General features: G+C 45.5%; 12 protein-coding genes. 7 read left to right on the top strand and 5 right to left on the bottom strand.

Going from position 1 to position 16,446, the window contains the following annotated elements:
• The first annotated feature begins 848 nt into the window (after window positions 1–848).
• The 4 genes from H6570_12210 to H6570_12195 all read left to right on the top strand — a co-directional run bounded on the left by H6570_12210 (window position 849) and on the right by H6570_12195 (window position 4,272).
• On the top strand, window positions 849–1,160 hold the full coding sequence (locus H6570_12210) for a transposase (protein MCB9320043.1): 312 nt from the start codon (window positions 849–851) through the stop codon (window positions 1,158–1,160).
• A 45-nt stretch (window positions 1,161–1,205) separates the two neighbouring features.
• Window positions 1,206–2,153 (top strand): DDE-type integrase/transposase/recombinase, encoded by a 948-nt coding sequence (locus H6570_12205; protein ID MCB9320042.1) that lies wholly within the window; start codon window positions 1,206–1,208, stop codon window positions 2,151–2,153.
• 275 nt (window positions 2,154–2,428) lie between these two features.
• Window positions 2,429–3,184, top strand: coding sequence for a hypothetical protein (locus H6570_12200; protein ID MCB9320041.1), 756 nt, complete (start codon window positions 2,429–2,431; stop codon window positions 3,182–3,184).
• A 140-nt stretch (window positions 3,185–3,324) separates the two neighbouring features.
• Complete coding sequence (locus tag H6570_12195) at window positions 3,325–4,272, top strand: hypothetical protein (protein ID MCB9320040.1); 948 nt, start codon at window positions 3,325–3,327, stop codon at window positions 4,270–4,272.
• Between the two features lie 704 nt (window positions 4,273–4,976).
• Here H6570_12195 and H6570_12190 read toward each other — a convergent pair.
• Complete coding sequence (locus H6570_12190) at window positions 4,977–5,579, bottom strand: N-acetyltransferase (GenBank protein ID MCB9320039.1); 603 nt, start codon at window positions 5,577–5,579, stop codon at window positions 4,977–4,979.
• Window positions 5,580–5,747: 168 nt separating this feature from the next.
• On the opposite strand from H6570_12190, the gene H6570_12185 reads away from it, so the two are divergent.
• On the top strand, window positions 5,748–6,164 hold the full coding sequence (locus H6570_12185) for a hypothetical protein (protein MCB9320038.1): 417 nt from the start codon (window positions 5,748–5,750) through the stop codon (window positions 6,162–6,164).
• 4 nt (window positions 6,165–6,168) lie between these two features.
• On the opposite strand, the gene H6570_12180 is transcribed toward H6570_12185, so the two are convergent.
• The 4 genes from H6570_12180 to H6570_12165 all read right to left on the bottom strand — a co-directional run bounded on the left by H6570_12180 (window position 6,169) and on the right by H6570_12165 (window position 13,111).
• Window positions 6,169–6,621: a doxx family protein gene (locus H6570_12180; GenBank protein MCB9320037.1), complete on the bottom strand. Its 453-nt coding sequence runs from the start codon at window positions 6,619–6,621 to the stop codon at window positions 6,169–6,171.
• Between the two features lie 92 nt (window positions 6,622–6,713).
• The gene (locus H6570_12175; GenBank protein ID MCB9320036.1) at window positions 6,714–9,293 is read right to left on the bottom strand and encodes an alkaline phosphatase D family protein; all 2,580 of its coding nucleotides are present in this window, start codon (window positions 9,291–9,293) and stop codon (window positions 6,714–6,716) included.
• A gap of 77 nt (window positions 9,294–9,370) precedes the next feature.
• Complete coding sequence (locus tag H6570_12170) at window positions 9,371–10,126, bottom strand: response regulator transcription factor (GenBank protein ID MCB9320035.1); 756 nt, start codon at window positions 10,124–10,126, stop codon at window positions 9,371–9,373.
• Between the two features lie 6 nt (window positions 10,127–10,132).
• The gene (locus tag H6570_12165) at window positions 10,133–13,111 is read right to left on the bottom strand and encodes a histidine kinase (GenBank protein ID MCB9320034.1); all 2,979 of its coding nucleotides are present in this window, start codon (window positions 13,109–13,111) and stop codon (window positions 10,133–10,135) included.
• Window positions 13,112–13,450: 339 nt separating this feature from the next.
• Between H6570_12165 and H6570_12160 the strand changes: the two genes are divergently transcribed.
• Complete coding sequence (locus H6570_12160; GenBank protein MCB9320033.1) at window positions 13,451–13,924, top strand: T9SS type A sorting domain-containing protein; 474 nt, start codon at window positions 13,451–13,453, stop codon at window positions 13,922–13,924.
• Window positions 13,925–13,984: 60 nt separating this feature from the next.
• Window positions 13,985–16,252 carry a tail fiber domain-containing protein gene (locus tag H6570_12155; GenBank protein ID MCB9320032.1) on the top strand — a complete coding sequence of 756 codons (2,268 nt, stop codon included), beginning with the start codon at window positions 13,985–13,987 and terminating at the stop codon, window positions 16,250–16,252.
• The last annotated feature ends 194 nt before the right edge of the window (window positions 16,253–16,446 follow it).

The following is a 16,446-nucleotide window of genomic DNA, read 5'->3' as shown; positions in this document are numbered from 1 at the left end:
GATATTAATTCCAACGTGTTGATGTGTTTTCGGTATTGATTTCTTTTCGTATCCCCAGCGAAAAGCGAAAGGCGAAAAGCGAATAGCTGTTTACCACTAAGGCACTTAGGTCACGAAGAAGCACTAAGAATATTAATTCCAGCGTATTGATGTGTTTTCGGTATTGATTTCTTTTCGTATCCCCAGCGAAAAGCGAAAGGCGAATAGCGAATAGCTATTTACCACTAAGGCACTTAGGTCACGAAGAAGCACTAAGAATATTAATTCCAGCGTATTGTGTTTTCGGTATTTCGTATCCCCAGCGAAAAGCGAATGGCGAATAGCGAAAAGCTATTTAAACACCAAGGCACTTAGGTCACCAGGAAGCACTAAGAATATTAATTCCAGCGTATTGATGTGTTTTCGTTATTGATTTCTTTTCGTATCCCCAGCGAAAAGCGAAAGGCGAAAAGCGAATAGCTGTTTACCACTAAGGCACTTAGGTCACCAGGAAGCACTAAGAATATGATTAGAGTTTTCATGCATCAACGCACACAGCAAACAGCGTACGGCGTACAGCGAACAGCGAACAGCAAACAGCATTCAGCTTTCCACCATTTGTCATCTCGACTTAGCCAACTGAGAGTGGCGCACGGAGCGATATCTGATAATGTGTTTTCGTGTTGACGTGTTGACGTGTTGACGTGGGAGGTGAAAGGCCAAAGGTGAAAGGCTAAAGGCGTACCGCGAACAGCGAAAAGCGAACAGCGAAAAGCGAACAGCGAAAAGCGAACAGCGTACAGCCCCTCTGACCCCCTAAATAGATGGAGAAAATGCGCTTAATTTTATAACCATAAAAAAGAGTGCAAATGACTCGTCACAGAAGGAGCTTCACGGTAGCTCAGAAATTAGAAATCATACAATTTAGCAAGCGACATGGGGTAACACGAGCACGCCGGGAATATGAATTGTCGGATAGTGTGTTACGTCGGTGGATTGACCGTTATGAAAAGGATGGCTCCATCGGACTGGAGAATCGATCACCAGTGGTAAAGACCGATTTAGAAGTTGAGAATGAGCAGTTGAAACGAGAGTTAAAAGCGTATAAAGAGATGCTGGCGGAAAAAGAGCTGGCCTTGCGGATCAAAGAAGAGCTGCTAAAAAAAGCCAAATACGCTTGAAGAACGATTGATGGTCGCAGAAATGTTCATAGCAGAGGGCATCCGGTGCGTCTAGTATTGAAGTACACCGGTGTTGCATCGAGTACTTACTACGGCAGGAAAGCACGTAGAAATACGAACGGTAAACGTGGATGTCGGGCATCGGAACACACGATGACCTATTCGGGACAATGGGTCTGGAATGAACAGGTCGTAGAAGACATCAAATGGATCCTGGATCAAGAGTTTGTGGATTATGGATACCGAAAAGTCACGCGATGGCTGCAACAGTCCAGGCATTACATGATCAACGAAAAGAAGGTATACCGTTTGATGAAGGAGCATCAATTGGTCAACAAGAAGAAAAGGCAAGCAAGGCCCAGGGACAGGGAATGGGTCAAGGATCTGTTACCACCATGCCGTATCAGTCTGGAGTATCTGGAAATAGATATCAAATATGGCTATGTCCACGGGCAGCGTCGCAATGGATTAACGGTTACCGTGATCGATGTAGAATCCCGTTGGGTGCTGGGTCATTATATGGCCTGGTCGATTCAGAAGAGAGATATTATTAAACTGTTTGAACAGATCTTTTCGCTGTATTCACTTCCGAAGAAAATCTATGTTCGCAACGATAATGGATCCCAATTTATAGCCGCAGAAGTGCGTCAGTATTTTGCCAACCAGCAGGTCAGTCAAGAATTTATCAAACCAGCTACGCCAGAACAGAATGCTCATATTGAATCGTACCACAGCATCGTAGAAAAACTGATCTGGCAGTCTTATGATTTTGAAGACCTCGGACAGGCTTCACAAACGTATGATCGATTTATCCAGTTTTACAATTATGAGCGTATCCATTCTGGTATTGGATACACTTCACCGTACCGGTATTTGACGAAAAAGAAGATTGACTTACCGGAAAAAAACTTATTGTTGCGTACCGCTTTGTGTTGCCGAAACTTGTCCTGTGATGTAGTAGGACACCGAACGCTAAGAAGCACATTTGATTGACAATGCCCACTTAAGGTTCCGTTCGGTGGGTTTGGCAATCAAAGGTGCTGATCAAGAATCATTGCTGCCAACTAGTAAATGTCCAAACGTGGACCAACATAAAATTTTAATAAGTGTATCGTCTCCCATTTATAGGGGGTTAACCCACAGCAAATAACTTCCAGCACCAGCGAATCAAGAATTACTCTAACTTTTGTGACCCGGATTACATCCTAGATGTCTTTCTGAACGTTATTTTTGTACAAGTTGTTATAACCATATCTTAACCATTAACTATGAGGTATTTATCCGTTCTTTTGTTGATTGGAATCACTTTGCTGGGGTGTAATAAAGATCCGGAGAAAGGAACCTTAACGCTTGATTTCACAGCTTCTTACGGAGATGAGCCATTGGTATTACTGCATTCCTATCTAACTCCGGAAGGGCACCAGATCCAGTTTTCCAAATCGGATTTTTACCTGTCTGATGTTTACCTGATCGCCGAAAATGGAGATCGCCTGGATCTATCGCCCGTTGAATTTGTGGATCTGACCTCAGTTTCGACCAGTGCCGAAGATGCAGCCAAAGGTTTCAAGCTGACTTTTTCCGACATTGATGCGGGTAAATACACCCGGATTGGTTTCGGCCTTGGATTAAATCCAACGGTCAATGCCACCAAACCTGCTGATTACCCCAGTTCCAACCCGCTTTCCCTGGAGAGCCATTACTGGACGGCATGGAACAGTTACATCTTTTCAAAGACCGAAGGATTTCTTGACACCCTGGGCAATGGGAACCTGGATCTTGGATTTATTTTCCACACCGGTATGGATGCTCTCTATCGCCAGGCATATGTGGATATTCCAATTAACATCAATGCTACGGCAACAACCAGTGTCAAAGTGAATGTTGACCATGAAACCATTCTGTTCAAACCTGGAAATTCCCTCGACATTCCAGCCAGCCCTATTAACCACAATCCAAACAATTTAGGTCCGATCACACAAATCATTGATAATCTGGTTTCTGCATTATCCGTGCAAGTACAATGACCCGGCATTTGTCATATGGCATATTGTTTATTTTTTTACTTTCCCAATGTACCAAAGATCGCCCGGACCCCGGTGACCTAACTGCTATTACCTACCAGCCGCATCCTTACGGCATTGTAGCACCATCCACTTTTCCACAGATGGAAATTCCTGCGGATAATCCGATGACGGTTGAAGGCATCGAGCTGGGGCGTAGGTTGTTTTATGATCCTATACTGTCTGGTGACAGCACCATGGCTTGCGCCAGTTGTCATCTTCCGCAACATAGTTTTACCGATGATCTTCCGGTAAGCCCCGGTATCGATGGCATTAACGGAAGGCGCAGCGCTATGAGTTTGCTCAATGTAGGTTATTACAACCGGGGATTGTTTTGGGATGGCCGGTCGGCGTCATTGGAAGAACAGGCACTGGTTCCAGTAGAAGACCAGATAGAACTGCATCATTCCTGGTCCAAAGTGGTCGAAGACCTGCAGCGGCATCCCGACTACCCGGCCCGCTTCCGGGAAGCTTTTGGCATAGAGCATGTAGATCAAATCACCAAAGAGCTGGCCGCAAAAGCCATCGCTCAGTTTGAACGGACTTTAATATCCTCCGGTAACTCAAAATATGACCGGGTGCAGCGTCAGGAAGAATTCTTCACCGATGAGGAGCTGAACGGTTACATTATGTTTTTTGATCTCGGATCCGGATTCCCTGATGCGGAATGCGCCCACTGTCACAATGCGCCCCTGTTTACCACCAATGAATACATCAATAACGGAATAGAAGACATCCAGGATCTGAACGATTTTCCAGATATGGGTCGTGGTGCCATTTCCGCCAAGGTCATTGACAATGGGCGGTTTCGTGTTCCCACCCTGCGTAATTTAGCTTATACCGCCCCTTATATGCATGATGGCCGTTTCAAGACACTGGATGAGGTGCTGGACCACTACATCAGCGGCGGACATAACCAGCTGAACAAAGACGCCCTGATCTATCCGCTTAAGCTTTCGGAAGAGCAGCGATCCGACCTTAAGGCCTTTATTCTTACGCTGACCGATCCGGATTTTCTGACCAATCCTGCCTATCAAAGCCCTTTCAATTAACTTTTTTCCATCTTTTTCAGGTTTTCTGCTGCAATATTTTGCCGACAAGTCTTTGTTAAATTAGACAATTCGTCTTCAGTTTCGTGAGTGAATATTTTATAAGTATCTTTTAATCAGCAATATAGATGTGTTTAGCATAATATATTATAAAAAATAAAATACGACAATGTGGTAAATTTGTCATTGTATAGGGCTCCCGATTGTCGGATTATTGTAGTGTGAATAATGATTCACAGCGCTGGTTAAAGAATCAGCGTTCCTTTAATCTTAGATTAAGGATATGTTCATGGGATTATAATTTTTATTAATAGTGGGTTGTCGATTTTGACAACCTGCTATTAATAAAGTTTCCAGGGACTTCAATTTGACTTCTATTATAATCGTGATAATAAAGTTTTCCCGTAAAATTCGTTTGTGCCTTTAGTTTCGGATAAGTTCATGGGATTATCAACTACTGAAAAAGTCGCATTCGGCCGGATGCGACTTTTTATTATCAAATGCTGCCAGCACTAGAAAGTACATACCCCCCCCGATTTTTACCCCCTCTTGATTCATAGGAAGCTAATCTGGTTTAGCCATTCTGTCGATTTTCTTTAGCAGAAGGTGAAACCTGAAGTTCCTTTAGAGTCAGTTATTAATTGCATCTTCTTTTTTGGGCGTTTTATAATGTGCGCTTGCAAACCGTTGCAGGCGCACCTTGTTTTTTAGGACCCGACCTTCGCCAGCGCTTCGCTGCAAATCACTTCCCATTCCCTGCTCTGCCAAAATCCCTCCAGTGACCTTATCTCGGCCGGTGGAGTGTGCAGCTCCCCGATAAATAGCTCGTACCAGCGTACATCACAATAAGTACCAAATTTATAACCGATGTGGTGGTAGGTACCCACCGGAGTCATGCCCAGCTTTTCATGAAATCGTTCACTAGCCGGATTTGGAAGGGTCACTCCTGCCAGCACATTCACGTATCCTTGCCATTGCAGCACCTGTATCAAGGCAAAATATAAAGCCTGGGCCACTCCCCTGCGATGATGATCCGTGTCCAGATAGATGGATAATTCCCTGGTCCAGCGATAGGCAGGTCTGCCCCGGTGTGCCGCAGCGTAGGCATAGCCAATCACCTTATGTTCAAAAGTAACCACCAGCCAGGGGGCTGAAGCCTGGTAATGCATGCGACGCCGGTCAAATTCATCCAGGTCAGGAACCACCTCTTCAAAGGAAACATATCCCACTTCAATATAGGGCCGGTAAATAGCCAGCATAGGTGCCGAATCAGCCTCCGTAGCCGGACGAATTAAAAACGATAGGTTCATATCACCTGAATAGTTCCATTATTATCCGGCAAATTAATGGTTGTTGGTCATCTTATTACTTGTCATGGACAAATTGTCCATGCCCCCCGTAATCAGGATCAGGCCATGATCTTCATTTTTGTCAGCGAAAATTAGGTACCTTGGGTGACAACGTTTTAATGCATGGTCATGTCCAATAAAACGCTCCTCGCGGGCACCCTGGCTACCGCCGTTTTTCTGTTCCTGATAGATTACCTCTATTACGGGACCTTTGGATTCATGTCATTGGATCCGGGCGTGTTGCGCGAAATGCCGGATTTTATTTTTCTCACCATCGGATATCTGGTCTTCGGGCTGTTCTTTACATATTTCGCAGGGAAATACAGCGATGATCTGTCCCGGTTAAGTCAGGGATTCATCTATGGTTTATTGATTGGCTTTCTCGTTTTTAGCCTGACCATTCTGACCCGTTATGCTACGGAGCAGATCGATATTTTTGTCATGATGAACAATCTCGTCTTCAATATACTTAAAATGGGTGCTGCCGGTGCCGTTCTGGTGCTGGTCACCAAGCCTTCCCGCTGGGGGAAAACGCCTCCCGCTTAACGATTCAGGACACGGTGTGTTCCAGAGGTTGAGCTTTTGGCACGGCAACTGTTTTATCCCTTTCCTGGTACAGATACAATAACGCGCTGATAAAAACCAGGTTCTTGATGATGTATTGTCCAATCAGGGACAGACCAAAGGGGGCTGCGCTGAATGATAATGCCGGAAAAAAGACGAGGGGTAGAAAGGTGCATGCCATATGCACAAAGGCCAGCCAGAGTACCGTTTTATTCACGATGTTCAACACCAGTGCGGTACCCACTGTAAATTCCCAGATCGCCAGAAGAATGATCGCTATCCGGCCATGGATCATACCGCCGGTCAGGACATTGATCGTGTCGCCCGCAAGCGCTTCGGCAGGACTCAGGCCCGGGAAAAATTTCAAAAAGCCAAACCAGAGATAACAAATTCCGATGGTAAATGCCAACAGGCGCTTAGGCGTAAAAAATTGCTTCATATTGCTTAATTCCTTCGTTAGGGTACAAGCTTAACCAAATCATTTTAGCGGACAAAATGATTTAAGTCATCCCGGACGGAGGCATAGTCCGGTTATTCTACGGTTACCTGGTAGGTCCTGGTGGTGTCAAACACGAACGGGCGAAAAGTGCCAGCCGGCGGCCGGAGGGCATAAACCAAAGTTTTGGTATCCGCATCGATCACCTTGACCACCTGTTTGCCATTCACGGCTACATCTTCCAGAAAGGCCAGTGGTTTCGGGCCGTAATTGTCTTCCTGATGCATGACAATCGGCCAGCCGGGAAATGGCTTATTGCTCTCAGGTTCATCCGGGCCTGACCAGCGTGGCCAAACGGCAGCAGTAATGGTCTGGTCATCTACGTCAAAATCCAGGATCGTATATCCCGGGGCCTTATCGTATATTTTGCCCGGTTCACGATCGATGTCATAGGGATTAGCGACAGCCAGGACATCAATCTTGTTGCCAAAACCATCTTCATATTTCCCGATATTCCGGTCTTTGCCGGGTAATGGGCCACCTGCTCCGTAAGCTGCCGGAAACCAGCGGCGGGGCCACAAGTTGGAAATGGCAGGAGTCGCAACCCAGTAGCCTGCATCGTCATACTGGTCAATGCCATATTTGCCGGTGGAACCGAGATGCTGGTCGCCTGCCAGATGAATGGCAAATGCTTTACGCATGGACGACAGCGCCAGGTTTCTTTTGTTCTGGGGCCATCCGTTTGAGTCAAAATCTGCAACCGGCCGGTCGTCCGGCGGATATTCTCCTTCGCGGTAGCGGGGCAGTGTAGGTACGTATTTGTCGTGATAGATGTCTTTCGGCAACGAGGCTACATTGCAGAAGGGCGACTGGGAAACTACCACTTTCAGATAGGTCCCGGGGGACCAGTCGCCGGCCCAATGTTCCAAAAAAGCTTCCTGCCGGGGGCCTAGCAGCTGGGCGTCCGGATGAAATGCCTGGGTTTTGGCATTCCAGGATTTATTTTGAGGCCAACCATTTTCAATCTCAGCATCCGGGAAAAATGCTTTCGGTGCAGACTTCCATTGGCGGTCGGCGAGGATGGCAAAGGATACACCGCCGTAATTCAGGTTGGTATAATAAACCGAAATGCCCTGGAGAACCGGTGTAGGATCGTATGGGTCTGGAAGGTGAGCGGTCTGGGTTCGGTGAACCATGTTGACAAAGGACGCGGGCTGTTTGTAACCTCCGTCATCCTGTGCTTCGTAACCATATCCATGGGAGACATCAGCGGCTTTGCCCCCTGCACCCCATAAGTTACCATGGAATACATCGTGATCGTCCGGTATGATAACGGAAGGTCGGTTCCGGATCAGCTCCCGGAAGGTCCACCCGAACAAATACCATTTGCGCAGGTAGTCCAGTTTGTTCCGGTTTTCAACACCATAACCACCCACCCGCTCATACAGCTGATCCCCAAGAAATAAATACAGGTCCGGATGATGCTCCTCCACGTGTTGTACCAGGTCTTTTTGTGGGAATCCCACATCATCCATGCAGGAAAGGGAGGCTACGATCAAGTGTCCATGCGGCATACCAGGTATGGCACCCGCATAGGTAAAGGATTGTCCCCGCTGATTCCGATAGCCTACCCCATAGTTATGCTCGACCGAATCAACCCATCCGGTGATACGGAATACTGCATTGTAAGCCGGCGTATCAACCGATGCATCACCAACAGCTTTTCCATCGACCTTGAGCGACAAGGTTCGCAGATCATTACCCAAAGGCGCCATTTGAACCGACATTTTCAGGATAGTATCTGAAACGGTGTATTGAGTCCACAATATGGGGCCAAAGGCGCGGTCGTTGTGAACCGACAATTTATCACCTTCCACCGACCAGGTATTGAAGGCCGCATAGACGGCTCCTCCTTTCTGCTTGGGCAATTCTTTAAGGGCGGAGAATTCAGGTCTTGCCTCACCCAGGGGTAAAAGGTCAGGCAATCCCTGTGAACAGGTCAAAGCTATAAGTCCGGGCAGCCAGGAGCCATGTACCTGACGGGAAAGGTTTCTGCTGGTCCTCAGGTGCATATCCCGGACTTCCAGGCGAACCTCGTAATGGATGGAGTCAACCGGGATGGCTTCAAGGCTCATCTCCACGGCTTCCCAGCCGCCCAAAGAAGGATCACCTTGCTGGGGTGCACCGATAAAAAGTCGTCCGTCGGTGGTAATACCGGCACAAAATCCGATACCATGAATGGCATCATCACGGTAATCTCCAAATTCTCCGGTCAGTCCGATCTGGAAACCCATCCATCCGTCCTGCTCTCCACTGACCGCATTATTACCTTCGGTGACGGTTTGTTCTGGGTTAGTTTCTTCTGTTTGTATGGCTGTACCTGTCATACGCCGGATGGTCGTTCTGGTCCTGAACTGACCAGGATCCCTGCTGATCTCCCGGGTGAGTAATACACAGTTGCGGTCACCACCTGAAGCAATGACCTGCAGTTCTCCATCCTTCTGCTGCCAGGCTTGTAACGGATTGAGCCAGTATTCCGGTCCTGCCCAGGGCCTGTCGATGCCTAATTCAGTAAACCATGCTGATTGAAATGAAGTTGAAGGGGGCGAGCAATGAAAATAACCGATGGACAAAAAGAAAATAAGGATAGCAAACCGAAGCAAGGTAATTCTCATGGTATTTTACTCTTAGGCTTTAAGGTACACAATACCTTCAAAATTCAATCGAGTTGACACAAATACCAGGAAGCATATTAGTTCCGGAATAAATTTTTTAGGGAATCAATGATGTGATCTTTTTTTCGCTTTGATACATTAATTTGATGGCCATTAGCCATGATAAGATACCCACCATCCGATTTATGGAATGAATGCACGTGGTTTAAATTGACTAAAAAGGATTTGTGAACACGGATAAACCCAAGGTCCCTTAGAAGCAATTCATAGGTAATCAAAGGTTTTGAAACCAGAATAACTTCTCCTTCCACCAGGACAATTTTTGTGTAACTTCTCTCTCCCTCACAATACAGGATATTGCCAACTCTCCGAATTTGAAAACCATCCATTTCCGGGATGCATATTTTCATGTCCTGTAAATTTGTAGCCCTCATATTTTCCAGGAATGCATCCAAACGTTGAGGGGGGCGATTGATATGCAAATTGTGCGCTAAACGGTCTACGGCCTGTACCAGTTCCTCTTCATTTATAGGTTTTAACAAATAATCAATGGCACTCAGGCGTAAAGCCTGAAGTATGAACTCATGATGGGCCGTAACAAATATGACCCCTCCCGGAGCAGGTGACAGATCCTTGAGGAGATCCAGTCCACTTTTGCCCGGCATGGCAATGTCCAGAAAAATGCATTCCGGTTTCAGGGACCTTGCCAACTTTTCTCCATCAAGCGCATTGTCTGCCTCACCAATTACATCCACCTGAGGGCAATACAGCTCCAATATTTTTCGCAGGGATATGATGCCGTGTTGTTCATCGTCTACGATAATTGCCTTCATGGTGGATTATTGTTTATTAAATGAAAAAATGACCATGGTTCCTTTTTGTCCCATTGACGTTTTGTCCTGCAGTTTCAAATCGTATGCGTGAGGATATTTTCGATTGAGCAAGATTATCCGATTTTGGATATTCCCCAGGGATATGGATGCATGGGGTTTTCTGGGCAGTTTCTTTGCATTTTCCAATCCAATACCATTGTCGTCGATTTGACAGAAGATCCTATCGTTATTTTCGTAAATACTGATTTTAATGGATTTGTCCTCATGGGAATGTTGCAAACCATGCCAAATGGCATTTTCGACCAGTGGTTGGATGATCATTGCAGGTATCTCCTGGTCATACAAGGGAACAACCGGATCAACTTGTAATTCAAAGGTGAAATTGGAAAATCTAAGCTTTTCCATCTGCAGATATTTTTCAATGTAATCCATCTGTTCCTGTAACGAAATAAATACCTGCCGGCTGTGATCCAGATTGCTGCGGATCAATCCGGAAAAAATACTTAGGTACCTGGACGCCTCCGTGATTTTTGACTGCAGAATAAGACTTTTTATCGTGTTCAGACAATTGAATAAAAAGTGAGGGTTCATCTGGGCATGCAACGCTTTCATTTCTGCTTCTGAAAGTTCCAGGGCCAGGTTTGATTTTTCTTCCAGATTTTTAATTTGCCGATGGTACAGGAATCCACCAATCGTAATCAGAGCCAACAATGCCAGGGTAAAAAACCATCCGGTCCGGTAATAGGGAGGTAATACCTCCAGCCACATAATTTCTGTTTGTGTGCGTTGTTGTTTGCCGTATGCCTTGAACACCAGTTGATGACTTCCCTGATCAAGATTGATAAAGGTTGCATTTCCATTATTCATCGGGACCCAGGCGGACTCATCCAGGCGATAATGAATTTCTTCAAATTCATGTTCGAAATCAAGATTGGTAACGGAGATGGTGAATGAATTTTCTTTTGGCCTCAGTGTGACCTGGTCTCCAGGGTGGATTATTTTCCTGCCATTATTGATCGCAATTTCTTTGATGATTATCCGATGACTTTTGTCCGAATTTTCTTTGGGAAACCCAAAAGTTAAAATGTGTTTAGTGGTAGAAAAGTAAAACTGGTTATCAGGTTCTGAATATTTGATAAATGAAGCGCTGGTATTTTCAACCGGCAAACCGCTTTCATTACCAAAAGCCCAGAAAGTTTTATTTAATGTATTGTAATTCACAAGACGGCCACTTTGCCACATCCATAGATTATGGTTAATGACGGGAGATAATGCTGTAATGGTACCCGCTAAGTTGTTGCCTTCCATATTCAGTGCACTGGCATGCTGACTGACCTGATCGTACTGAAACATTCCGTTTGATTCGGTCGTGATGTAGACGGTTTGCGCCTTATCTGCGGTGATACTTAAGATATTGGAACTTTGATTTAGTAATGGTGTGCCAAAATCAGTCTGGATGGTGTTATCTGGCAGATGCCATTTGATCAGGCCATCTCCATAAATCCATATGTTTTGCCAATTATCCTGATAAGTTTGCGCTTTCAATTGCGTGCTATGGCGGATGGGACCCTCTACATTTGACAGGGATTTGGTATTAAGATCGAAAATCTTAATGTAATTGTGGAGAACGGAATATATTAATACCCTGCTGGAATTGATAATAGGATGCAGAATAATTGTTCCATCCGGAATGTCTATCTCCTCTTTTAATGGTTGGATCTTACCCGTATTCAGTTCATAACTTACTGGGCCGGCTGTAGTCTCACACCAGATCACATTGCTGTCGATGGCATGAATACGCCAAACTTCATTCCACATTTTTTGCGAAGAATTAAAATCAATGGTTTTCTCCAATTGAAAATTTTCATTCAACAGCAGTAAGGCGTGTTTCTGGTTATAGGTTGCAACAACTATTTTATGGTCAAGGGGAAGTACATCGGAAATGAATTGGTTTTCGTTCTCTGAATCCGGGATTGTTATTTTATTGGACTTAATAAAAGGCTTTGTGGTTTCGTGCAGTATGCCCTGGTCGGTACCGATCCACAAATGTCCAAGATCATCCGGAAGAATGGTGTTACAACGGTATTCAGGAAGCTGTATGGTGGGGTTCCTTTTAATCAGTCCATTTTTTGGATCGAGCGAAAAAAGAATGAATCCATGATTTGTATAATTAATGGCGAAGTGTGTGGAGTCCAGGGGAAATATGTAGCTTGCCCAGTACAGTTCATTTAAGATTTCGTTTGGAATTGAAATGCTGGTGCTCAGGCCTTTATCCAGATCTATGTATTTCAATTGGCCATCTGTAAAGCCAAGTAACAGATACTGACGGTCTCCCCATTGTTTTTTAATGGTCCAGTTATTCTTATCTGGCATGAATTCATTCCATTGGTTTGAGTCATCTGAATTTAATTCGTCGAGTGTATTACTGATAACATTATAAAGATATAAGCGTGATTTATTGGCATATACCAGAAAATCCGTGGGACCGATTTGGAAAATCTCTTGCCCAAAAGAGATGCGTTTTTGTCCAAAATCTGAAGCCTGAAAAATAGTATAATCAAAATAAATACTCCCGTCAGCATTAAAGACATAAAAACCAGTAGTGGAGGAAACGGCGAGTTTATCAGAAGTCAACCAACGCATGGAATAGGCTTTTTGCATGTACTCCCCAATGATCGTCGTGTCTGCCAGTTTATACCTCTGTAATTTTAACCGGTGCATGTTCAGTATGCCCAGCCCATTCCTGGTACACAGATACATTTTGTTGGGAGCATAGCGCTCCATTGAACTGATATAATTACCAGGTAAAACATCCGGATGGCTTGGTATGGTGAAGACATCAAACGAGTTTCCATCAAAGCGGTTCAGACCATATTTGGTGCCTACCCATAAATATCCCAGCGAATCAAATGTCAGGGCATTGACCGAGTTATCAGACAGACCGTGATAAACCGAATAATTTTGAAAATCTTCAATTGAGTACACAGTTTGAGCATGTCCAGAGGCCCAAACGAAAAAGCAAAGGATGCTAATCCAAAAGCGGTAGGTACCGATACAATAAACATAAGGTGGTATACATGTCATATGCCTGAGAGTGACACACCGGTAAAGCTAATTCAATTATGGCGTGCCTCCAAGATCGCTTTCCGAGTGGCTTGTTTTAACCTTGGAATGACCCTTTTCCAGCATTTTTTGCGCATGACGGATGCCATAGTATTGCCGTTCCTTGTTTCGTACTCGACGTTGGTATATTCTAATATGCCGTTCCATCATTTACCCTGAACGTTCCCAAGAACCACCTATACATTAGACCAATAAATACTCATGGCTTTGATCAATCGTTACTTATTGATACTAATCCAAATAGGCATCTGTGGATATTCGCTGGCCCAGACCTCCACACTTAGCGGCGGTGGGGTCGTGAAAAGCAACAAGGGAGAGGTCAGTTATTCCGTAGGTCAAATCCTTATTGAACCCATTTTCGGTAGTAACCATTCTATTTGGCCAGGTATCCAACAACCGGCTGCCATGATCATAACCTCAATATCAGAATCGGATCTTCCGGAGCTCCAATTGCACATTTATCCCAATCCTGCCTCGGATTGGATCAAAATACATTCGGAAGTGGAATACCATTTTGAAGTCAGTATCTACGATGTATTGGGTCGTTCGGTACTGTTCAAATCCCTACATGATGATCAAGAATTACATCTCGAGTCGCTTTCCGCCGGGCTTTATTTTCTGGAAATAAATACCATGGATCGACGGCTTGGAGTATTTCAATTGATCAAAAAGTAGCGGACCATCCAATGTGAAAAGATCACGCTCTGCCTCAAATCATTATAAAAAATTTACATCATGAAGGAAAAGCTCCTAATCATTCTGGGACTCTTATTGGTAACCCTTGCCCGGGCACAGGCTCCCAACCAATTCTCTTATCAGGCCATTATCCGTGATGCATCGGATCATGCCGTTGTCAATGGCGCAGTGGGAATCCAGATAAGCATATTGCAGGGAAGTGCCACCAGTCAAGCCTCCTATGTGGAGCGGCATTTTCCGACTACCAATGCTTATGGACTGGTGACCCTGATGATCGGATCCGGAACGACAATTTCCGGTACTTTTAATCAGATTGACTGGTCCGGAGGTCCCTATTTCATCAAGACGGAAACGGATCTGAATGGGGGTGCGAATTATACCATTTCAGGCACTTCGCAATTGTTGTCCGTACCATTTGCCCTTCTGGCCAGCCGGGCTACGTCAGTCGCCGGTTTGAAACTGGATGCACTGGAGGATGTGAATGCCAGCGGGCCTATGAACGGTCAGGTATTGAAGTGGAATGGCACGGCCTGGGTACCTGCCACGGATAACCAGGGCACCGCCGGATCGACCTATACCGCCGGTCAAGGAATCAACATCTCCGGCAGCAATGTCATCTCCAACAGTGGTGATGCTGACGCTGATCCCTCCAATGAACTACAGACTTTATCTCTGAATGGGTCCAGGCTGGTGCTTTCCCAAAACGGAGGATCCATCACCTTACCCGGAGATGCGGATGCCGATCCAAGCAATGAATTACAAACGCTCTCACTTAATGGATCCACCTTAAGCCTCTCGAATAATGGAGGATCCATCTCGTTGCCTGAAGATGCGGATGCCGATCCAAGTAATGAGTTACAAACGCTCTCACTGGCAGGATCCACCTTAAGCCTCTCGAATAACGGTGGATCGGTGACATTACCCAGTGGCAATGGGGGAGCAGATAATTGGGGTACACAAGTGGTAGAAAGCGATGCCAGCCTTACCGGAGATGGCACGGGTTCCAACAAACTAAAAGTAAATACCGGAGGGATTACCTCTTCACACATTGCCAATGGCACGATCAAAGCAGAAGACTTGAGCAGTATGGGCGCTACCAATGGACAGGTGCTCAAATACAGTGGAGGCTCCTGGTCGCCGGCTACGGATGGTCCAACGCTGACTGCTGGGAGTGGAATTAGCATCTCGGGAACTTCCAACTCCGGATATACCATAAGCAGTACCTCAGGTGGAGTGGGCGGTAATGGATCAAGCAACGTTATCCCAAAGTGGACCAATAGCACCACGCTGGGTAACTCCCAAATACAAGACAATGGCACTTTAGTCAATATCAATTCAAACTCAAATATTGGAAAACTTAACGTGAAGGGGGGCTCAAGCGGAATTTATGGAGAAGGATCTGTTGCTGGGGTTTACGGCAAAGGCGGCAATTATGGAATATATGGTTCCGGTGGGCAATATGGTGTTCTTGCGACCAACGGGTCAATCGCTGCCTTACGTGTGGATGGAGTAGCTCACATTCAGGCAATAGGATCAAACAGTTATTTAAAGATTGCTTACGAGGGTGTGCCAGAAATCAATTCTAATTCCAATGACCTTTATATTAATACTTCGAACCGGAATATTCTGCTGAATTCAAGTGGCAATAATGTGGGTATCGGCACCAATGTGCCCGGTGATAAACTGCATGTTGTAGGTGGGGCGATCCGGCTTTCTGCGGGCAGTAAAACCCTCCGGCTGAGGACTGATGGTGCAGCATTGGATCTGCAGGCAAGCGGCGCAAAGTTGTTTATCACATCGAATACGGATGTCGTCCTGAATCCATTTGGCAGCAATGGCAGGGTTGGAATCAAAACAGAGGCGCCAACGGCCACATTGAGTGTGAATGGAGATGCCAATAAGCCTGGAGGCGGCTCATGGGGATCCTTCTCGGATCGTCGGTTGAAGAAGGATGTTCATGATTTCAACAGTGGCCTGGACCTTCTGAAAAATGTGCATGTAGTTAAATTCCATTACAACGAAAAATCAGGCTACGACCCATCCGTCGAATACATCGGGGTGATTGCACAGGAACTTCAGAAAGTAGCACCCTTTATGGTCCAGGAAAATACAACCATGAAGCAAGACCCTGGTCAGGATCCCTATCTGACGGTGGATCCAAGTGCATTCACTTATATCGCTATCAATGCCATCAAAGAACAGCAAAAACAGATCGAATGGCTTACTGAGCAGGTTAAGTTGCTAAAATCCCAAAATGCAGCTTTACTACTGGAAGCAGCAAAGGACACCGAAACCGGTAAGAAATAAACTCGATTACCATGATCCAATCCTAACCCAATAAGGGACTGGCAGACTGGTCCCTTATTTGATTAGGGCCAACAGGATTCTGGAGCAGGGCTCAATAGGATATTGCCTTCCAAAAATCAATATTCATGTGGATGATCATCCCGGTAATTCCATCAGGCTTATTCGTGCTTTTATCCGCTTAATTCAAACGGATT

This window comes from Lewinellaceae bacterium (assembly GCA_020636135.1).
GTDB lineage: Bacteria > Bacteroidota > Bacteroidia > Chitinophagales > Saprospiraceae > JAGQXC01.
Note: the sequence above shows the minus strand (reverse complement) of the source record. Positions and strands in the feature narration are given on the sequence as shown.